This is a genomic window from Methylocystis sp. ATCC 49242 (assembly GCF_000188155.2).
Taxonomy (GTDB): Bacteria; Pseudomonadota; Alphaproteobacteria; order Rhizobiales; family Beijerinckiaceae; genus Methylocystis.
Genome location: NZ_KE124774.1, coordinates 2056707 through 2076676, shown reverse-complemented (window position 1 = coordinate 2076676; position 19970 = coordinate 2056707). Strand labels below are relative to the sequence as shown.

General features: G+C 57.2%; 13 protein-coding genes and 3 pseudogenes. 8 read left to right on the top strand and 8 right to left on the bottom strand.

What is annotated here, in order from left to right; genetic code table 11:
- Window positions 1–99: 99 nt before the first annotated feature.
- The 5 genes and pseudogenes from MET49242_RS26450 to MET49242_RS12235 form a co-directional block, all read left to right on the top strand.
- A complete protein-coding gene (locus MET49242_RS26450; RefSeq protein WP_084679040.1) occupies window positions 100–858 on the top strand; it encodes a CatB-related O-acetyltransferase in 759 nt (252 codons plus the stop codon).
- A gap of 827 nt (window positions 859–1685) precedes the next feature.
- Window positions 1686–1856, top strand: a pseudogene (locus tag MET49242_RS12250) (IS110 family transposase); the annotation flags it as partial.
- A 109-nt stretch (window positions 1857–1965) separates the two neighbouring features.
- Window positions 1966–3505 (top strand): annotated as a pseudogene (gene istA, locus MET49242_RS12245) (IS21 family transposase).
- On the top strand, window positions 3502–4344 hold the full coding sequence (gene istB / locus MET49242_RS12240; protein ID WP_036283195.1) for an IS21-like element helper ATPase IstB: 843 nt from the start codon (window positions 3502–3504) through the stop codon (window positions 4342–4344). The pseudogene istA and the gene istB overlap by 4 nt, the downstream one beginning before the upstream one ends.
- A gap of 174 nt (window positions 4345–4518) precedes the next feature.
- Window positions 4519–5460 (top strand): annotated as a pseudogene (locus tag MET49242_RS12235) (IS110 family transposase); the annotation flags it as partial.
- A 299-nt stretch (window positions 5461–5759) separates the two neighbouring features.
- On the opposite strand, the gene MET49242_RS12230 reads toward MET49242_RS12235, so the two are convergent.
- The 5 genes from MET49242_RS12230 to MET49242_RS12210 form a co-directional block, all read right to left on the bottom strand.
- Entirely contained in the window at window positions 5760–7334 is a 1575-nt protein-coding gene (locus tag MET49242_RS12230) for an IS66 family transposase (RefSeq protein ID WP_036283194.1), read from the bottom strand.
- A 52-nt stretch (window positions 7335–7386) separates the two neighbouring features.
- Window positions 7387–7740 (bottom strand): IS66 family insertion sequence element accessory protein TnpB, encoded by a 354-nt coding sequence (tnpB, locus tag MET49242_RS12225; RefSeq protein WP_036283193.1) that lies wholly within the window; start codon window positions 7738–7740, stop codon window positions 7387–7389.
- 97 nt (window positions 7741–7837) lie between these two features.
- Entirely contained in the window at window positions 7838–8188 is a 351-nt protein-coding gene (locus MET49242_RS12220; RefSeq protein WP_051134170.1) for a transposase, read from the bottom strand.
- Window positions 8189–8539: 351 nt separating this feature from the next.
- Entirely contained in the window at window positions 8540–9649 is a 1110-nt protein-coding gene (locus tag MET49242_RS12215) for an IS110 family transposase (protein WP_036283192.1), read from the bottom strand.
- 491 nt (window positions 9650–10140) lie between these two features.
- Complete coding sequence (locus tag MET49242_RS12210; RefSeq protein WP_144259605.1) at window positions 10141–11571, bottom strand: hypothetical protein; 1431 nt, start codon at window positions 11569–11571, stop codon at window positions 10141–10143.
- A gap of 963 nt (window positions 11572–12534) precedes the next feature.
- Between MET49242_RS12210 and MET49242_RS25010 the strand changes: the two genes are divergently transcribed.
- Window positions 12535–12987, top strand: coding sequence for a hypothetical protein (locus MET49242_RS25010; protein ID WP_144259604.1), 453 nt, complete (start codon window positions 12535–12537; stop codon window positions 12985–12987).
- Window positions 12988–13055: 68 nt separating this feature from the next.
- Here MET49242_RS25010 and MET49242_RS12200 read toward each other — a convergent pair whose 3' ends face one another.
- Window positions 13056–13325 carry a DUF2312 domain-containing protein gene (locus tag MET49242_RS12200; protein ID WP_036283189.1) on the bottom strand — a complete coding sequence of 90 codons (270 nt, stop codon included), beginning with the start codon at window positions 13323–13325 and terminating at the stop codon, window positions 13056–13058.
- Window positions 13326–13892: 567 nt separating this feature from the next.
- Between MET49242_RS12200 and MET49242_RS12195 the strand changes: the two genes are divergently transcribed.
- Window positions 13893–14705 carry an IS5 family transposase gene (locus MET49242_RS12195; protein ID WP_036279258.1) on the top strand — a complete coding sequence of 271 codons (813 nt, stop codon included), beginning with the start codon at window positions 13893–13895 and terminating at the stop codon, window positions 14703–14705.
- Between the two features lie 190 nt (window positions 14706–14895).
- Here the strand turns inward: MET49242_RS12195 and MET49242_RS12190 are convergent, their stop codons facing one another.
- Together MET49242_RS12190 and MET49242_RS12185 are read right to left on the bottom strand one after the other, a co-directional pair.
- On the bottom strand, window positions 14896–16254 hold the full coding sequence (locus MET49242_RS12190) for a tyrosine-type recombinase/integrase (protein ID WP_144259603.1): 1359 nt from the start codon (window positions 16252–16254) through the stop codon (window positions 14896–14898).
- Window positions 16255–16323: 69 nt separating this feature from the next.
- The gene (locus MET49242_RS12185; protein ID WP_036283187.1) at window positions 16324–16893 is read right to left on the bottom strand and encodes a site-specific integrase; all 570 of its coding nucleotides are present in this window, start codon (window positions 16891–16893) and stop codon (window positions 16324–16326) included.
- A 686-nt stretch (window positions 16894–17579) separates the two neighbouring features.
- Here MET49242_RS12185 and MET49242_RS24250 point away from each other — a divergent pair.
- The gene (locus MET49242_RS24250) at window positions 17580–19151 is read left to right on the top strand and encodes an ATP-binding protein (RefSeq protein WP_158497294.1); all 1572 of its coding nucleotides are present in this window, start codon (window positions 17580–17582) and stop codon (window positions 19149–19151) included.
- The last annotated feature ends 819 nt before the right edge of the window (window positions 19152–19970 follow it).

Sequence of the window (19970 nt, the reverse complement as noted above, 5' to 3'; positions counted from 1 at the left end):
GCCAACGGCGTCTGTGTGTTCGCATCCGCTGAGAGCAATTGGCGTTGTGACAGACCGAGGCTTGTTGAGCCCGCTGTTAAAGAATGGGTCGATATCCAGATGGCGGTTACTCTGTCCGAGAAATTGATCGATGCTCTCAAATCGAGCGGCGTGACAACCTTTCACCGACCGGGGGTAAGGCTGCCAGACGATGTCATCTTCGAGCCGCCTTGTAGTTTCAAGTGGATGCGTGTCGAGCATTCGATTGCCGTTGGCGCCTTCAGCTATGCGGTTAACGGCTATTATTTCGCTTGTCGAATCGGGCGATATTGTTCGCTCGGCGAGGACGTCCAGATTGGCCGTCACGCGCATCCGACGAATTGGTTCAGCACCTCGCCCTTTTTCTACCAGGACTTTCACCTGGTCCTCGATCAGCCTTTGCCTTCCGGCGTGAAATTATCGCCGCGCACCGATTTCTCCCGTCGGACCCCGCCGACGACGCTCAAGGTTACCCATATCGAAAATGACGTGTACGTCGGACACGGGGCTTTCATTCTTCCGGGCGTCACGATCGGGACGGGCGCGGTGGTCGGCGCATGTTCAGTCGTCACGAAGGATATCCCGCCTTACGCGATTGTGGCGGGCTCCCCCGCCCGCATCGTGCGTTACAGATTTTCGGAACGGGATATCGAGCGACTGCTCGCTTCGGCTTGGTGGGATTTCGCGCCCTGGCAGTTGCGCGGTGCCTCGGTCGACGACATCCCTCGCTTCCTCGATCTCGTCGTCTCCTTGCGGGAGGCGAATACCCCTGTTTACGCGCCGAAGCAGATCAAACTCGCGGAGTTGGTCGCTAAGGATGTCTCCTTGCAAACTCCGTGAGGGGTCGAACGTCTCATATTTTCCGACGCTTACGTGTGCTATGACCTAGCCCGGATTTCTCAGTGCGCCCCGACGGCGCGTATCGCCAGTGGAGGAAGATTCCACCCAGAGAGTTGTCGATTGATCTGGTAGCTGACGAGCGGCTTGGCCGGGTAACTGGCCGGGCCGGAGCCTCGTGACAAAGGCCGCCTTGGGCGGTTGAGCGATCCAGTGGGCCGTAACGTGAGTGAAGTCCGAGCAGGCCTCGAAAGTGAAGGCATGGATGTCGGCCCGCCTGAGTAATGGGGAAGACCGCGTGGACGGGGAAGCAATCGACGCATGCACCCGTTGGATCCATCGGGGTAGTGGGTACGGCACGCTGGAAGGGTGACGCGGGTAATCGGGGGAGGCCCATTGTGGTCGAAGGTCGCGGCTTCAACATCGCTTTTGGCGTTGGACCATGCGGGAGTCGGACAGGGTCGTAGTACCGTCGAGGCCGGGTAATTCCGGCGGAGGAAAGGGCCCTGACTTCTGGTGCGCTTTCAAAGATGGTGAGGACGGGGTGATTGGCGACGAGCCTTGCAACGCCCGACAAGATCAGGATCCTTCAGAGAAAGCTTTATTGTAAGGCGAAGGCGGAGCCCTGTCCCTGCTCAAAAACCTATCCGGTTTGGGAATTGGGTTGCCGATGAAGATCGCAGCGGATGTTTTTATGAGTCGAATAGCTTGGCGGAAGCTGCGATGTAAGGCCGTATGTCCGCTTCTGCGACTGAGGTAGCTCGCTCTACGCTGTGCGAGCGAGGGTTGCTCGGTGTTCCGAGCCGAGCCTCAGCGCAGGAGAGCGAGCCATGGAGCGGTCTACAGAAATTTTTGTTGGGATCGACGTTTCGAAGGCGCGCAATGCGATTGCCGTCGCCACGGAGGGACGCAGCGGCGAGGTGCGTTATGTCGGTGAAGTTGACTCCTCCGTCGACAGTATGCGTCGCTTGATCAAGCGCATTTATGAACAGCGGCGGCAAAGTGTACCACTGAACCGGCTTTGGGGGCTGCTTTGACGGCGGCGCAAAAGTGTACCGGTCCTGATAGGCCGAACTCGATGTCATCGACTGGCATGGAGAGGCCGAAAGGATGTTCACAGTGGAACTCTATGCCCGGGTGAGACGCGCGGTGATGGCGGAAGGGCTGAGCCGGCGGGAAGCGGCCAGGCGCTTCGGCGTGCACCGCAATACGATCACGAAGATGCTTCAATATTCGGTTCCGCCGGGGTATCGGCGTCGGGAGCGGCCGATCTCGAAGAAGCTGGGGCCGTATATGGCCTGGATCGACAAGGTCCTGGCGGATGATCGGCTTGTTCACGCCAAGCAGCGTCATACGGCACAGCGGATATTCGAACGGCTGCGGGACGAAGAAGGGTTTTCCGGCGGCTACACGATCGTCCGGGAATATGTCGCGCAGGCGCAGTTGCGGTCGCGCGAGATGTTTATTCCACTCAGCCATCGACCGGGGAATGCGCAGGCGGATTTTGGCGAGGCGGACGCCTATATCGCCGGCAGGAAGGTCCGCTTTCATTATTTTTGCATGGACCTGCCGCATTCGGACGGCTGCTTCGTCAAGGCCTATCCGGCGGAGACGGCGGAAGCCTTCTGCGACGGCCATGTCGCGGCCTTCGCCTTCTTTGGCGGCGTCCCCAGTCCATTCTTTACGACAATACGCGTCTCGCGGTCGCCAGGATCGTGAAGGGTGGAGAGCGTCTGCGTTCGCAAATGTTTGCGGAACTCCAGAGCCATTACCTTTTTGCTGATCGTCTTTGGCCGGCCCGGCGAAGGGGAATGACAAGGGCAAGGTCGAGGGGCTTGTCGGCTATGTCCGGCGCAACTTCATGACGCCACTGCCCGTGGCGGAGAGTTTCGAGGCGCTGAACGCGAGGTTCCTGGACGCCTGCACGAAACGACGGCGGGCGATCCTGCGCGGCCAGTCGACGCCGATCGGCGAACGCATGCAGGCGGATATGGCGGCATTCCTGCCGGCGCCGCCGGCTCCCTATGACGCCTGTCACAAGGTCGCGACGCGCGTGTCGTCGATGGCGCTGGTGCGCTACCGCAACAACGATTACTCGATCCCGATGCGCTTCGGCCATCGGGAGGTGCTGGCCAAGGGCTATGTCGATCGGGTCGAGATTGTCTGCGGCGGGGAGACCATCGCCGTGCATGCGCGCAGCTACGGCAAGGCCGAGTTCATCTACAACCCGCTGCATTATCTCGCCCTGCTCGAACACAAGAGCCGCGCGCTCGATCAGGCCGCGCCGCTCGACGACTGGCGTCTGGCCGACTGCGTGCATCGTCTGCGGCGGCTGATGGAGGCGCGCATGGGGAATGGCGGGCGCCGCGAGTTCATCCAGGTGCTGCGGCTGATGGAGGACTTTCATCAGCATCAGGTCGAACAGGCGGTCGCGGAGGCGCTGCGTCTTGGCGCGATCAGCTTTGACGCAGTGAAGATGCTGCTGCTGGCCAGGCTGGAGAACCGGCCCGCGCGGCTCGATCTGACATTCTACCCCTACCTGCCGGCGGCTACGGTCGGCGCGACGGATCCGCGCGCCTATCTCGGGCTCGTCGCCGGCGCGAGCGTCATCGCGGGCGTCATGGAGACGACCGCGGGAGGTCCGGCATGACCACCTCGCATGAGACGGGTTCGCAGACGATCGTCGCGCCGCAGGTGCTGCTGGGTAATCATCTCAAGGCGCTGAAGCTTCCCACCTTCGCGCGCGAATATGAGAAGGTGGCGCTGGAGTCGGCGCAGGACCGCGCCGATTACCCGCGCTATCTGCTACGCCTGTGCGAACTGGAGCGCATTGATCGCGAGCGGCGCAATGTCGAGCGCCGCATCCGGCTGGCGCGCTTTACGCAGGTCAAAAGCCTCGACACATTTGACTTTACCGCCCAGCCTTCACTCAACAAGCCGCTCGTGTTGGAGCTGGCGCGGTGCGAATGGATCGAGAAGCGACAGAACTGCATCGCCCTTGGGCCAAGCGGAACGGGGAAGACCCACGTCGCGCTCGCCCTGGGGCTCGCCGCCTGCCAGAAGGGGTTCAGCGTCGCGTTCACGACCGCCGCGGCTCTTGTGCATGAACTGATGGAGGCGCGCGACGAGCGCCGCCTGCGCGCGCTGCAAAAGCATCTCAACACCGTCAAACTGCTGATCGTCGACGAACTGGGCTATGTGCCGTTCACGGCGGTCGGCTCAGAGCTGCTCTTCGAGGTCTTCAGCCAGCGCTATGAACGCGGTGCGACGCTGGTGACCAGCAATCTGCCCTTTGATGAATGGACGTCGGTGTTTGGCTCCGAGCGTCTCACCGGCGCATTGCTCGACCGGCTCACCCATCATGTCCACATTCTGGAAATGAACGGCGAGAGCTATCGGCTGGCGACCGCAAAGAAAGCGCAACGGCGAAACCGCGATCTCCCCGACGCGCCCGCAATCGACAAAGGAGGCGCCGACACGACGAACTGATCGCCGTCGCGCGCGTTGAACCGCGCTGCGCTACGCTCCGCGCGCCTCAACGCCCGCGTCAACTAAACTACAAGGGCCGTGCGGCCCTTTTCTCGAAACCAGACCGGTACACTTTTACCCCGCCTTCATGCACATTTTGTCCCCGCCATTGACAGCATTACCGCCAAACACCCGCAGGCACATTTTTGTTATGAAGCCGGACCGACCGGCTACGGCCTGCACCGGCTCATCATTTCCATGGGGTTCGCTTGCTCCGTCGTGGCGCCCTCGCTCATTCCGCGCAAGCCAGGCGATCGGGTCAAGACCAACCGGCGCGACGCCGTTGCGCTCGCCAAGTTGCTTCGAGCCGGGGAATTGACTGCTGTGTGGGCGCCGGACGAAAGCCATGAAGCGATGCGCGATCTGGTGCGCGCTCGATCCGCCGCGGTTGAAACACTGCGTGTGCATCGTCAGCAGGTGAGCGCATTCATGCTCCGTCACGGTCGGATTTTTCCGCGCAAAACGACTTGGGGCGCTCGTCATCTTCGTTGGCTGCAAGAACAAAAGTTTGATCATCCAGCCCATCAGATCGCGCTGCAGGAGATGGTCGAAGCCGTGAGAATCTCCAAGGAGCGCGCGGAGCGGCTCGAGGCGGCGATCAAAGAGTTCATACCCCAATGGTCGCTGGCGCCTGTGGTCCGGGCGCTCCTGACATTACGCGGGATTGATCTGCTTGTGGCAGTCACCTGCGCCACGGAGCTCGGCGATTTAAGCCGTTTCGATAATCCGCGTCAGCTTATGGGCTATCTCGGCTTGACCCCGAGTGAACGCTCGACGGGTGACACGGTTCGTCGCGGCGGCATCACCAAGGCCGGCAACGGACGTGTCCGGCATCTGCTGATTGAAAGCGCCTGGACCTACCGTCATCCGCCAAGGGTCGGAAAAGAGAAGCTCTACAAAATTGAAGCCGCGCCGCCGCGCGTAAGAGAGATCGCGTGGAAAGCGCAGAGTCGCCTTACAGCTCGCTATCGCGCACTCAGCGCACGCGGCAAAAAGACAACCGTCGTCTGCGTTGCAATTGCGCGGGAACTCGTTGGCTTCATGTGGTGCATCGCAAAGGAGGCGCAAGTCGCCTAAGCGACGGTTGATTGTCCGCTCGCGCATGGGCGGGGACTGGATCACGGCAGGGGAATACCCGTCAGACGCTTTGTGGCCGGCGACAGCCGACGCCCGATGTAAGATAGGGAAAGCCCCAGACGCATTTTCGGGAATGCGGTAACCAACCCGCGCATAAGAGCTTGATCACCGACGTCTTTCAGATCCAGTCCCTACCCCTGCGCGATAACCTTCCCTTGACGCTGCTGCCCGTGGCGCGAAGTCGCTCGTCAAAATTGTTGACTGCGGACATAAGAGCGTGATCGGACGACCGCGTGTTGCTATGCGGCGACGGCTTGCGACATTTCACGCCGCCATTTCCACGGAAGGAGATCGTCGATCTGGTTGATCGGGTGATCGGCGATGCGAGCGATGACGTCAGCGAGCCAGGCCTCCGGATTGACGTCGTTGAAGCGCGCGGTTTCGATCAGCGTATACATGATCGCCGCCCTTCGCCCGCCTTCGTCGGAGCCAGCGAACAGATAGTTTTTTCTGCCCAATGTAAGAGGCCTGACGGCGCGTTCAGCGGCGTTGTTTGTCATCTCGAGACACCCGTCATCCACATAGCGGGTCAAGGCCGCCCAGCGAGAGGTCGCGTAGCGGATGGCCTTGGCGAAGTCGCTCTTGCCGCTGATTTTGACCAGCGTCGCGTCGAGGAATGCGCGTCGCTCATCCAGAATGGGGTTCGCCCGCTCGCGGCGCGCGGCGACGCGCTCGGCCGGCGGTTTGCCTTTGACACCCGCTTCGATGGCAAAGAGCCGCGCGATCATTTCGAGCGCCTCGCCCGCCGCCGGTGATTTCGTTTCGATATGCACGTCGTAAATCTTGCGCCTTGCATGCGCCCAGCAGGCGACCTCCTTCAGCGGCGCCGGCGCGCCGGTTTTCAGATCGGCCTCGTAAAGGCCGCCGAAGCCCGTATAGCCGTCGGCATGGAGATGGCCGCGACAGCCCTTCAGCAAGGCATGGGCGTGCTCGGAGGCGCGGTCAGCCGAGTAGAGGTAGAAGGCAGCCGGCGGCGCCGTCGACCCATAGGGTCTTTCATCGCGCACCGCGGTCCACAATCGGCCGGTCTTCGTCCTGCCGCGCCCAGGATCGAGCACGGGAACCGTCGTATCGTCCGCGTGAACGGCGCAGCCGGCGCGCACATGACGCGCGATGCGCTGGGCCAACGGCTCCAGCAGCGCCGCCATATGGCCGACCCAGCCGGCCATGACCGAGCGGTCGATCGTCACGCCCTCGCGAGCGTAAATGCCGGATTGGCGATGCAGCGGAAGATGATCGCAATATTTGGAGACGATCACATGAGCAAGCAACGCCGGCCCCGGCCGTCCCTTCTCGATTGGCAGCGTCGGCATGGGCGCCTGAACGATCGTCTCGCAGGCGCGGCAGCTCATCTTCGGCCGCACATGCATCACGCGCTTGAAGTGCGAGGCGACGTATTCCAGCACGTCCCGCTCGTCGGCGCCTACCGGTCCGAATTTGTTCCCGCCGCAGGTCGGGCAGACGCAGGGCGCGTCGTGGACGATCGTCTCGAGCGGGAGATGATCGGGCAGAGGAACGCGAACGGACGGCTTCTTCTTCGGCGTCGATGACGAACCGCCGCTCTCGACCGCTTCGCTCCTCGCCTGCCGCTCGGCGTCGCTCTCTTCCATGTCGCCGATCAGCAGTTCGAGCTGTTCGATATCCCGATCGAGCTTTTCCGACGAACGCCCGAAGCGTGCGCGCCGCAACACGGCGAGCTGCATTTTCAGCTTCTCGATCAGCAGTGTTTTGGCGTGAACTTCCGCGGCGAGCGCCTCCGCGAAACGCCGCAGTTCGGCGGGGTCTTCGGGCAAATCGGCAGCGGCGCGCGACATGGTTTCATCTATCACGAAACACGTGACGGCGCAGCTCAATAATGAATGGATTCTACAGGAAGGCCGGGCGCTCCGGCGCTTCTGGCGCAACCGTCCGCCGCCAGTCGATCCCTTCGATCAGCAAGGCCAGCTGCGCCGCCGTCAACTGCAGCGCACCCTCGACGATCGGCGGCCAGACGAACTTTCCCTTCTCCAGCCGCTTGGCGAAGAGACACAGGCCTGACCCGTCCCAGGTCAAAATCTTCACGTAGTCGCCGCGCTTGCTGCGGAACACGAAGGCCGCGCCAGAAAAAGGATCGTTACGCAGCACCTGCGCCACGTCGGCGGCGAGCCCATCGAAGCCGCGCCGCATGTCGACGGGCTTCAACGCCAGATAGACCTTCATCCCCGGTGCGAACTGAAGCATCAAAGATCACCCAGCGCAGACAACACGCGGCGCAGAGCGTCCGTATCCACATCCGCGTCGAGCGACAAGCGGGCGCCATTCGGCAGGCTGACTTCCATCACACCGCGCCGCACGCTCTTGCGCGCCCCCTCGCTGGCGTGGCGGCCATCTTCGCAACCGGTAACGACGACGGCGCCAGAGCCGGGCTCACCAGAGTTGGCTTCAACTCCAGAACCTCCACGGGAACGAAGGTTTGTGCGGCTGCGGTCTCTTTCGCCGGCGCGCGCCGACGATCCAGCCAGCCTTCGCGCGAACGCCGTAGCCATTTGAAAATCAGATTGGCGTTCAATCCGTGCCGCCGCGCAACCGCCGCTACGGACGCGCCAGACGTCAACGCCTCCGTGACAATCCGCTGCCGTTCTTCAGGGCTCCACGTGCGCCGCTTGACGCCATCCTTCGCCGCCGACATTAGGTGTCCACCTCTTCAATGGTGGACACCTAACCAACTCCATATGCGTTCCGGTAGGCGGTCGTCACATCACGCCTCTTATGTCCGCAGTCAACAATTTTGACGAGCGACTTCGCGCCACGGGCAGCAGCGTCAAGGGAAGGTTATCGCGCAGGGGTAGGGACTGGATCTGAAAGACGTCGGTGATCAAGCTCTTATGCGCGGGTTGGTTACCGCATTCCCGAAAATGCGTCTGGGGCTTTCCCTATCTTACATCGGGCGTCGGCTGTCGCCGGCCACAAAGCGTCTGACGGGTATTCCCCTGCCGTGATCCAGTCCCCGCCCATGCGCGAGCGGACAATCAACCGTCGCTTAGGCGACTTGCGCCTCCTTTGCGATGCACCACATGAAGCCAACGAGTTCCCGCGCAATTGCAACGCAGACGACGGTTGTCTTTTTGCCGCGTGCGCTGAGTGCGCGATAGCGAGCTGTAAGGCGACTCTGCGCTTTCCACGCGATCTCTCTTACGCGCGGCGGCGCGGCTTCAATTTTGTAGAGCTTCTCTTTTCCGACCCTTGGCGGATGACGGTAGGTCCAGGCGCTTTCAATCAGCAGATGCCGGACACGTCCGTTGCCGGCCTTGGTGATGCCGCCGCGACGAACCGTGTCACCCGTCGAGCGTTCACTCGGGGTCAAGCCGAGATAGCCCATAAGCTGACGCGGATTATCGAAACGGCTTAAATCGCCGAGCTCCGTGGCGCAGGTGACTGCCACAAGCAGATCAATCCCGCGTAATGTCAGGAGCGCCCGGACCACAGGCGCCAGCGACCATTGGGGTATGAACTCTTTGATCGCCGCCTCGAGCCGCTCCGCGCGCTCCTTGGAGATTCTCACGGCTTCGACCATCTCCTGCAGCGCGATCTGATGGGCTGGATGATCAAACTTTTGTTCTTGCAGCCAACGAAGATGACGAGCGCCCCAAGTCGTTTTGCGCGGAAAAATCCGACCGTGACGGAGCATGAATGCGCTCACCTGCTGACGATGCACACGCAGTGTTTCAACCGCGGCGGATCGAGCGCGCACCAGATCGCGCATCGCTTCATGGCTTTCGTCCGGCGCCCACACAGCAGTCAATTCCCCGGCTCGAAGCAACTTGGCGAGCGCAACGGCGTCGCGCCGGTTGGTCTTGACCCGATCGCCTGGCTTGCGCGGAATGAGCGAGGGCGCCACGACGGAGCAAGCGAACCCCATGGAAATGATGAGCCGGTGCAGGCCGTAGCCGGTCGGTCCGGCTTCATAACAAAAATGTGCCTGCGGGTGTTTGGCGGTAATGCGCTTGATCAAGCGACGCATACTGTCGACGGAGGAGTCAACTTCACCGACATAACGCACCTCGCCGCTGCGTCCCTCCGTGACGACGGCAATCGCATTGCGCGCCTTCGAAACGTCGATCCCAACAAAAATTTCTGTAGACCGCTCCATGGCTCGCTCTCCTGCGCTGAGGCTCGGCTCGGAACACCGAGCAACCCTCGCTCGCACAGCGTAGAGCGAGCTACCTCAGTCGCAGAAGCGGACATACGGCCTTACCTTCAATCGTGAGAGTTTTGATCTGCGGATTGGCCTTGCTGACCATCAATATCTCCTGTCTGTTTCAGTGACGGGACAAGGAGGCGTCAGCTTTGAGTCACAATCAAAATAAATTCGTTGATAACTCAGCGTGTCAAAACGACACACGCTTTGTGATGTGTGCTGAATAATTCGAATCAACTAGGTGTTGGTCGAGAAAAATTTCTTCAGTTTAGTCGATACTTAGTGACGCATAAAGTTCGTTATCATAAATCAAAAATGACGCTTTGCAGCAATAATGAAGGTTGATTCGTTGTCTATCAGCTGACCTGAATATCTACACCATTTGATTTCAAGGCACAAACACATAAGTCAAAAGTTCTCACGATAACGTGTCAGGTAGGTGACTAATTTCGAAACATGCGCTTTGCATCAGCTGCTCGATCTCTTGGCGAAGCAGCGTGCTGGGCCTCCAAATTAAGCCTCGTTCTGACCTCCATCTTGGTCAATCCCGCCCGGAGCAAGTCCTGTGCAAGCCGATAAAAGGCTCTGTTGCCTTGACCACGTGGTGCGTTACGCCAGCGTTCTGTTGCTGTTTGAATTTGTTCGGTTTTTTCTCCGGAAAAGACAGAACTTCGATTTGTGTCGGCTTCAAGCGCTACACCGGGGGCGCTACGGATGTCATTCTCAATCCAGAGGCAGGGATCAATCGCAGTTCTCCCGAGCCCATTGTAATCCACGAAGAAGCTGGCCTTGGGTTCAGCTGCTTGGCACGGGGCGTAGAACAGGGACGACGCCACGAACTTGCTGGTATCGAAGCCATGAACTCGCAGGTTTGGTCGTTTGGTCATCTCCGCGTCGGAGACATAGCCGGCGTAGCGCAGCACCTGCATGATCTGCTCGATGATCGCCTTGTATATCTCAGCGCTTACAGTTTGTGTGGTAGGGATAAAACATCGCCAACGTGGCCTTTCCCGTGTGCTTGAATAGGTGTTCCACGCGACAATGCGCAGCGTGGGGAATAAACGGGCGAATTCCTTGGAGGATAAGTCACCCCCATCATTGTCGAGCCATATCCCTCGAACATGCCGAACATTGGAGAGTCCTCTTCTGGTGTCTACACCGGCACAATCCGGTTCGAAGTGAGCCGGACTGAAGAGGAAGTTTGCATCCTTGCTCGGTAGTTTACGATGGTGGAGCTCGCGCAGGAGAGCTATGAAAGCGTTGTCGTTTTCAACATCGAGGTGAAGTAGGGGATCGCGGTCGTATATCGATCCATATGCAGTGCCAAAGTCGCCGGTGATAGCCTGTGGTCCGGCCGAGGCATTTAGCGCCCGCTTGCGGTCCCTGTAGGCCCTATCGCGATCTAGCGCCGATGCATGCTTACGTGGATGCCCCCGCTTACCAGCTTGTATGGTTATAGCCGAGCCGCCGATGGGCTGAACCTTTGAGCCAGGAAATAGATCAGCAAGCCAATACGCCGTTGACCGATCCATGACGATGATGGTCTTTGCTTCGACATTGTCCGGATCGCGGACAGAGATACGCATTGCCGCTTGGTAGACCGCCGAACGATAGTGGGCTGTCCTCAATGCTTCTGCATCAACACCCCGAGACTCCATGAAATGAAAATGGGCAAGTGGAGGATTTAAGGCCGATAGAACGACGACATTGTGCAGGTGTTGGAATGAATTCAGCCCATGTGGGGAGTTCGGTAATCGAATTGCTGTCTGTGTTTGGAAGTAGTCGTCGGGAATATCCTTGTTGCCCATCCACGCAAAGGGCTGCCCACTCATAGCTGATGCGATTAGATTCGGCAGTTGATCGCGTAGACTCATGGGATTCTCGTCGCCTCCCTCTTTGGCCGGTTTATCTCTCAGGAACTTCGACCAGTCTCGGTCTGTGATGTAGGTGATCGCGATGTGTGCGCCATTCCCGTGTGATTTATATCGGAGGCCAGCGAGGAGTTGATGTTGAATTGATGGATTTCGTGAACGACGAAAATGGCTTATGTATATAGGGATTTTCGTCGTATCTGATACCTGCGATATCTCATTTAGATGTCTAGTTTCGAGGATATCTCTATCGGAAGACGTCATCGGTCAGTCAGGCTGCCTCCAAGTTGCAATTCCTGTCATAAATGGCTGCATGGAAAGCAGAACATATCTCAAAACAATCTATGAAAGCGTTAGATTGCTCGGCGTCGTTCAAAGCCAATATGCATTTGGTCGTCTTTGTGGAAGAAGGAATAGCTGGTTCAGCGCTGCAAAGAGCCGAAACAGGCCAATGTCTATCGTCGCTATGATAACTCTGGCTATGAGCTTGGATCGGCTTTCAAGTGACCCGATGTCGCCAACACAGCAAGGAATAAGGGAACTGGCAAGGACCGTATGGCCGTTGATAGAATCGCGAGAGGTATCTGATCCAAAGCTACGGCATATTCTGCTTGGCAGTCGAGGTCGCAAAATCAGCCAAGAATGCTGATTTTAGCATGAGCGCTATTTCTGCTTGATTTGTGCGTCTGCGGCGCATTTCGTCAACCAATCTTTTCCGGATTTTGATCCGATATTTCGGTTGACGGACTCCTTCCCCGACAGCAAGCTGTTGATCTAGCAGAGATGCTATATCTCGAAATCGTGGCTGATTGCAGGACCTCGGTTCCGAAGGAAACAGAGCGGCGAAAGCGCCATGCGCTCCCGCTGCATGCGGGCATCATAGATTGGAAATAAGCGCCCTACAGCGCGGGGAGCTGGGCGGGCCGCTATATGTGTAGCGGAGCGAGAAAAGCTTGCTGTAGGTGCGTGCTAAAGCGTGAATTGCAAATATGCCGTGACAGCGACCCATCTATAGGCTTCATTCTCGCATCGAAACCGGGTTCCGAGGCCACGTTCGGTCAAAAACAGCCTTTTCTGGGAGGGCTGGATTCTGAAAAAGGTGAAGATTCTTCACCTTTTATACATATAGACCAGATTGTGGTTGCAGGCATACTAGATATTGATTCGCTGTTAAGGCTAAGGTGTCGGTCGCTACCAAGGCCTGAAATAAATAGCTGCATGAGAATCGCCGAAATCACCTCCCCAGCCGACCAGCAGAAAATCGCCAGCCTCGATCGAAACGCCAAGCAGGCGGCATTCCGCGTCAAGCAGGAACGATATCGCCAGCGTTTGAACCGCTACAATGAACGGATTCGGACCAAGAAGCCGGGATCAAAGACGCCGATAAGAGCAGAGCCGCCCAAGCCGCCGAAATACTGACTGATTTCAATTTTTGGATGCAGGGCGAGAAGGGCAGCGATACACGTAGCCCTTCCTTTTTGACGTTGCTATGCCGCCTTGGCTTGCTGCGAGCCCGCTGTTTCAATGGCGTGCAGATAAAGGTCCAATAAGGACTCGTGCTCGTCCCGCTCGTCTTTGTCTTGCTTTCGAAGCTTCAAAATCTCTTTCAGGATTTTGACATCGAGACCTTCGCCTTTAGCCTCGGCGAAGATTTCCTTCTTGCCCTCTGTGAGAGCTTTGATTTCCTCTTCGATGTGCTCGATTCGCTCAATCAAGGACAGAATGCGTTCGCCCCCGATTCCGACTGTATCAGTCATGTGCTATCTCCGTTGAATGGCAGGAGGCTAGAAGCGGAAAGGTAAGCGCGAGGTTAAGGCCGAAGAGCGATCCACAAGCAGGGCGCCAAAGTGTCAACGACAGGGAGGCTGTTTGAGGAGGATGGCTTGCATTCGGACGATCACTCCGAGCCACGTATCTGATGGCATCCTCTGCAATCTCGGCGAGCCAAGGGCTCTAAAAGATCGTGAGAAAATCGGACCGCGTTGTGGTAAAGGCGACTGCCCTCGTGGTCCTTATGGCAGGCCGTGCAATCCTTCTCGATCAAAAGATGATGAAAGGGCGTTGATGCCTTCTTAGCTTGAATTACTCCGATAGTTGTCACGTGCCCATCAGATTGAATCGAGTGACAGTCCCTGCATTTAGCTGCGGATGCCCCCCGAAACGGCTCGTGGCAAGCGAAGCAATTGGCCGCGAACCGCTGATGTCCTTTGGTTAGCTGGCCGGGTGCGATCCATAAAACGGGATTAAGGTAAGCGCCGACGAGCACAGCGATGAGTATAGAGGGTGTTATGTACTTTGGTGATTGATTGTCTTAGTAGAATCGGATGTCTCCGATTCGCAAACCTTATCCGTCTGACGTCAGCGACGAAGAATGGTCGCTGGTTGCGCCTTATCTGACGCTCATGGACGAAGGCGCGCCGCAGCGTCAACATTCGCTGCGCGAGCTGTTCAACGGCCTGCGTTACGTGCTGCGCTACGGCATCGCCTGGCGCGCCATGCCCAACGATCTGCCGCCATGGTTCGCCGTGTATCAGCAATCGCAGCGCTGGCTGTCGGCGGGCGTGTTCGAGGCGCTTGCGCAGGATCTGCGCGCCCAGTTGCGCGTCGCTTCCGGGCGGGCGGCGGAGCCGACGGCGGCGATCATCGACAGCCGCACCTTGCGCTCGACCCCTGAGAGCGGCCCACGAGCGGGCTATGACGGCGCGAAGCGAAAGCGCGGCTCGAAGCTGCACATGGCAGTCGACACATTGGGCCATTTGCTGGCGTTGCATGTCACGCCGGCGAATGTCGATGACCGCGCCGAGGTCGGCAAGCTCATCGCAGCCGTGCAGGATGTGACAGGCGAAAGCGTCGAACTCGTTTATGTCGATCAGGGCTACACCGGCGAAAAGGCGTCCGAGGCGGCGAAGGCGCAAGGCGCCGAACTGTGCGTCGTCAAACTTGCCGAAGCGAAGAAGGGCTTCGTGCTGTTGCCCAAGCGATGGGTGGTCGAGCGTTCATTCGCCTGGGCGACGCGATGCAGGCGGCTCGTCAAAGACTACGAGCGCTATGCTCAGACCCTCGCAGGACTCCACGTCGTCGCCTTCGCATGTCTCATGCTCAAGCGCGCAGCAGATTTCATGATCCAAGGTGCATAACACCCTCTAGAACCAATACCACTGGAAATATCCCAGCCTTTACTGATTGGTTGTTGAATGAATTGTTGTCCATAGAATACCTTTCTTAAAATCTGTTACAAAACAATTATGGAGCCCGTCCTGACTGGAAGTCCATAAACTCCCGTTCTGCAAGGAAAGATTATTTAGGAAATCTGTGCTGCAAAATTGATTAGTCAGCTTCCCGAGCGGGCGTCATATCGACCGCACCTGCTGGGACCAGCTCATTCTTGTTCTTCACTAGCATTATTTCATCTCGCGCGGCGCTGTGAGATTGCAGGTGTCTGGATTTTGGCTTTTTCTGGCCCGGTTCTCGTTTGGCGGTCTCATGTTCGATGCCAACAAGGACGTTGGTCTGCCCATAGTGGCGCTCGATCATGGCCACTGACGTGCCCATGTTCTTTTTCAGCCAATAGACATTGGTGCCGTTCTGAAGCCGGAAGGTCGCGTAGGTGTGACGGAGGCTGTAGAGAGTGTGCTTGTTTCCGTTGGTGTCGTGTTCGATGCCAGCAGCCCGGAGCATGGTGTAGAAGCCCGTCCAGTTCGCGATCGGCTCCCCGTCGTCGTGACAAAACACAAGGTCATCTGGATCGGTCTTGTAGTCACGCTCCTTGAGCTTCTCGAAGTAACGTTCTACGCCGGGTTGACAGACAACGAGCCGTTCGCCGGTCTTGCCTTTAACCATGCATGTGACCCAGTGACCATGCTCGTTGCTGTAGCTGCCAACGTCGCGCCATTTGAGCATGCGGGCTTCGCCGATGCGCATGCCCGAATTGACCATGATCAGCACATAGTAGCGCAAAAGCGTGCGATCCCGGCGCACTCTCGGGTTATGCGTCTTGTATTGCCATGTCAGCAGATGCAGCCAGAGACGGTCATATTCGTCCTGGGTAAAGGCAGGACGTTTGTTGACGCTGGTTTTGTCGTGTTTGAGGAAGGGCAGCATGCTCTGCGGGACAACGCCAAGATCGACGCCGTGGAGGAAGACGCCGCGTAAGACGGTCCATTCTTGTTTCAATGTGGCCAGCGTCGGGGGTTTTTTCGTTTTGCCGGTTTCCGCGAAGCCGGGGCCTGTGACCCAATATTCCTGACGCCATGCTCGATAGGCCATCAGGTCCTTCTTTTGGATCAGCGTGATGTCGCAGTTGCCGAAGTAGGGAATGAGATAGCGCTGCGTGGTGCCCTTGATGATGATGTAGCGCCCTTCGCTGTTGCGGCCTTCCTTCCAGCGGGTCTCAGCATCCCTGAGAAAGGAGACGGCGATTTCGGAAAAGGTCTTGCGTTTGAGGGGCAGGGCCTGAGCAATTCGTTGCTTCAGTTCGCCGAGGATCAGAAGTGCGGCTTCCTTTGCGCGCTCGAAATCGGTTTCGCCTGTGGACCGACGCACATAGCCGGAGTGACCCTTGACCTTGATCCGGCACTGCCACAGGGCGTCCTTAACGTCATCGCGCTGGTAGAGCGTGATTTGGCCGTTTGCAATTATCTGCTGGTTTTGGGCATGCGCCATGGCGTTGAGCTTGATTCGCCTCATCAATCGGCCGTGCAGTCTGCTTGCTTGGAACGTCTCAGCAATGCGGCAGGTCAGCACAGGATGGGTGGGCTAAATCATCTCGACAGCGGCTCGCAGCACGTTTTCATTCAAGTCGATATATCGCTGGGTGGTGCCGATGTGTTTGTGCCCGGCGAGGGCCGCGAGGACACGGACATTGACGCCCTTATGAGCGAGCGTGGTGATGAATGTGCGTCTGCCCGAATGCGATGTGGCTCTGTCCAGACCGGCGGCGTCGTAGATGTGGAGCATGACTTGGCAGAGACCATTGGCTGAGAATCGCTTCCCGGTCTTGCTGGCGATCAGGGGCCGATCCGGGGCAGGGTTCGGGGGCAGGGATTTGATGTAGGCTTCCAGTTCGGATTTGAGCTGAGAACTGATGAGAACAGTGCGAGCTGAGCTGCCCTTGGTCTGTTCAGGGGAGAGCTGGATTTCGGCTCGGATGGTATTGTCAGGCGCGAGGACGTCGCTTAGCTTCAGCGCGGCGATTTCCGCTACTCTCATACCCGCCAGCCAGCTCAGCATCAGCAAGCAGCGGTTGCGGGCAGGGAAGCGGGCTCGCGCTACATGCTGTAGCACCCGCTTCATATCGCGTTCGGTAAGGACGGGGGCCTGTTTCACTGCTCGTTCCTCCTGGCTAACATTTTGCTCGGAACAAGCATGTTTTCTGATGTTCAGGAGAGCAACCGAAGAGATGGCTGAAAAGAGCGCAATGATTTCAGTTGGTTATGCGCCAACATCATAGATTCTGCATTTTGTGATGTTGCACGGTGCAGGGCGGCGCAGAGCGTGGGTTTTCACGCTGCGAGAAATGTCATCCATATCGTGCGCAGTCGGGCATTTTCCCGCAGCGCTAATCCCGGCGGGCAGAGTCTATTTCAGCAAAGACCTTCCGTGTTGGAAGCAACGGCTGGTCTGCCCGCGCGAAATCCCAATGCAATTGGAAACGTGCTTATGGAGCTCAGCAATCCGCAATGTTGATGTGCAAAATCGTGATTGTGAACAGATGTCCAGGTGAACCTAAAGAATTGATGCCATAGCCAATGTCGGCCGATCGCTAGATAAAATCAATCGATGATGAACTGCTATGTCTTTTGAAGCGTGCATCGACTTGTCTGATTTCACCAGAACGCTCGTTATGTTTATAATTAGCTTAACAATTGAGTCGAAATGAAAAGCCGCCTACAAAAGAAGCCCGCTATCTTTCGGGATCTGGGTCAATCCAGATGACTTCTCGGGTGATGCCAGCCGATAGGTCACATCAACGCGGCGCAGCTCAGACACCGAATACTGGAATAGGATACCCCATGCCCGCGACCTGTTCAGAAAGCCCGGATGACAGAGGCGAGGTTTTTGGATTTGGCGGTAAAAAGCAGCTTCTGTCCCAAATAATGGACCACCTGCCGACCGCTGTCTATGCAGTGGATACAGAGGGGCGGCTAATTTATTTCAATGAAGCCGCAAAGGAGCTTTCCGGCCGTGAGCCGGAAATTGGAGTCGACAGATGGTGTGTTAGCTGGAAGCTTTATCGAACAGACGGTTCCATTCTTCCGCACGACGAATGCCCGGTTGCTGTCACATTGAGGGAGCATAGAAAAATAAGTGGTGTCGAGGCGATTGTGGAGAGGCCGGACGGCTCTCGCGTCTGGATTGAACCTCACATAGAATTGCTCTTCGATGCTCTTGGCAATGTCATCGGAGCGGTCAATGTCCTTATTGACATCACCGAGCGTAAACGTTCGGAAAATTTGCTGTTGGACGCAGATCGTCGTAAAGATGACTTCTTGGCTTTGCTCGCGCACGAATTGCGTAATCCCCTCGCGCCGATCCATAATGCGATTAATGTGCTGATGCTCGAAATCGCCACACCTCTCAAGGTAGAGCGAGGCATGGCGTTACTGTCAATGGCCGATCGGCAAGTGAAGCATCTTATTCGTCTTGTGGATGACTTGCTTGATGTGTCGCGCATTACAAAGGGCAAGATCGTTCTGGAAAAAATTAAGATAAATCTCGCAGATGCCTTCCACCATGCGATCGAAATGGCGCGACCAGAAATTGAACGCGGAGGGCACGAACTACGTGTCCAGTTGCCGCCGGAGGCATTGGAGATCGAAGGGGATACGGTTCGAATTGCTCAGGTATTCACAAACCTGCTTAATAATGCTGCGAAATTTACAAAACAGCCGGATATCCTTTACCTTCAAGCTGAGCGCCGCGACGCCGAAGTTATCGTGGCGGTGCGCGACAACGGCGTAGGCATTGCACCCGAGAACCTGACTAAAATCTTTGAAGCCTTCGCCCAGATTGATACAGGGCATCAATCTAGGGGACTTGGCATTGGATTGGCGCTGGTGCGGTCCCTCGTTGAAATGCACGGCGGAACTGTCGCTGCTCATAGTGGTGGATATCAAAAGGGGAGCACCTTTGTGGTTCGTCTACCGCTGAAGCCTGAAACCCCGAGAGATCCAATTTCAATCGAACCACGCTGCTCGGGAAATGCTGCAATCTCTCGTCGGATTCTCGTTGTCGACGATAACCGTGACGTCGCCGATAGTATGGTCATACTGTTAGAGAAGCTGGGCGCAACGGTCGAGGTGGCCTATAGCGGCGCGGCCGGATTAGAAATTCTTCGGCTTTTCAAACCCGACGTCGTATTTCTTGATCTCGGGATGCCTGAAATGGACGGATATGAGGTTGCACGCCGTATGCGTTCTTCCGCCAATGGACGGAATCTCAAGATCGTCGCGCTTACCGGCTGGGGAAAGACCCAGATCCGAGACCGCATATCGGAAGCTGACTTTGATCAGCACCTGACAAAGCCCGCATCCTTTGACGCGCTGCGCGATTTGCTCGGACAGCCGCGTGATGTTGACGAATAGGCGCGGGGTGCTGGCGATTCCGTAATCCCATCGCAGGCACGAGGAGGTAGGTTGAGTGGTGTTGATGCTCAGCGTGCGCTCGAAGGCTGTGTACCGTCTGTGTAAACTCCCACACAAGGTCACGCCGAAACCACGCTTAAATTCCCTCAATCCAATTTAGTTCATTCTTTGTTCTGTGTAGCGCGTGTGTAAAAAAATAGGCGTCAACATATAGTATGCTGACGCCTAAATCTTTGTTTTTGCTACTATATCTTGTGTATTCGACGCTAAAAATCTTTAGCGCGAATTATACCAGACCATGGTTTAATGGCTTTAAAAACAATGATTTGCAGAGCGAAAATCTACATGTGTAGCATCTGTGTAATAGGAATATATTCACATTCAAGCGTCATCTCAACCCAGCCAATACCAACATAGCTTGCGGCCGATTCGGTGGCTGTAGAGCGTTGAAAGTGTTGATGAAAAGTCTCGAAAAAAGCGGGTTCGGGTTTGATGATCGTGCCGGGAAAGAAGGCCATTCGCTCCGAAGTCACCTTGGGAAATCGTCGGCCGTTTCTGGCGAAGGTCGGGAGGCAGGATGGCTCGTCGCTCTTCCTCCATAAATCATCCCGCCTTCGGCCGCATAAGCCTTGAGGATATCGACCGCATAGCTCCTGTGAACATCAGTGATGACCTCGATACCTCGCCGTTCGAATTCTCCTTGCCAATCTGGAGGCTTTGGACCCTCGTCAAAGCCGATATCCCGAACATCCTGATCCCGTGCTCCGATCACAACCCGACGGAGTCCGGACCATGGGATCGCGCCTAAGTGTCCGTCCT

What these genes read in the sequence shown, in the direction of transcription:
- MET49242_RS24250 (WP_158497294.1), top strand. Translation starts at nt 17,580, where the DNA reads ATGCCCGCGACCTGTTCAGAAAGCCCGGATGACAGAGGCGAGGTTTTT.
- MET49242_RS26450 (WP_084679040.1), top strand. Translation starts at nt 100, where the DNA reads ATGGCGGTTACTCTGTCCGAGAAATTGATCGATGCTCTCAAATCGAGC.
- MET49242_RS12230 (WP_036283194.1), bottom strand. Translation starts at nt 7,334, where the DNA reads ATGTCGCGCGCCGCTGCCGATTTGCCCGAAGACCCCGCCGAACTGCGG.
- MET49242_RS12195 (WP_036279258.1), top strand. Translation starts at nt 13,893, where the DNA reads ATGTCTCCGATTCGCAAACCTTATCCGTCTGACGTCAGCGACGAAGAA.
- istB (WP_036283195.1), top strand. Translation starts at nt 3,502, where the DNA reads ATGACCACCTCGCATGAGACGGGTTCGCAGACGATCGTCGCGCCGCAG.
- tnpB (WP_036283193.1), bottom strand. Translation starts at nt 7,740, where the DNA reads ATGCTTCAGTTCGCACCGGGGATGAAGGTCTATCTGGCGTTGAAGCCC.
- MET49242_RS12215 (WP_036283192.1), bottom strand. Translation starts at nt 9,649, where the DNA reads ATGGAGCGGTCTACAGAAATTTTTGTTGGGATCGACGTTTCGAAGGCG.
- MET49242_RS12210 (WP_144259605.1), bottom strand. Translation starts at nt 11,571, where the DNA reads ATGAGTCTACGCGATCAACTGCCGAATCTAATCGCATCAGCTATGAGT.
- MET49242_RS12220 (WP_051134170.1), bottom strand. Translation starts at nt 8,188, where the DNA reads ATGTCGGCGGCGAAGGATGGCGTCAAGCGGCGCACGTGGAGCCCTGAA.
- MET49242_RS12190 (WP_144259603.1), bottom strand. Translation starts at nt 16,254, where the DNA reads ATGAGGCGAATCAAGCTCAACGCCATGGCGCATGCCCAAAACCAGCAG.
- MET49242_RS12200 (WP_036283189.1), bottom strand. Translation starts at nt 13,325, where the DNA reads ATGACTGATACAGTCGGAATCGGGGGCGAACGCATTCTGTCCTTGATT.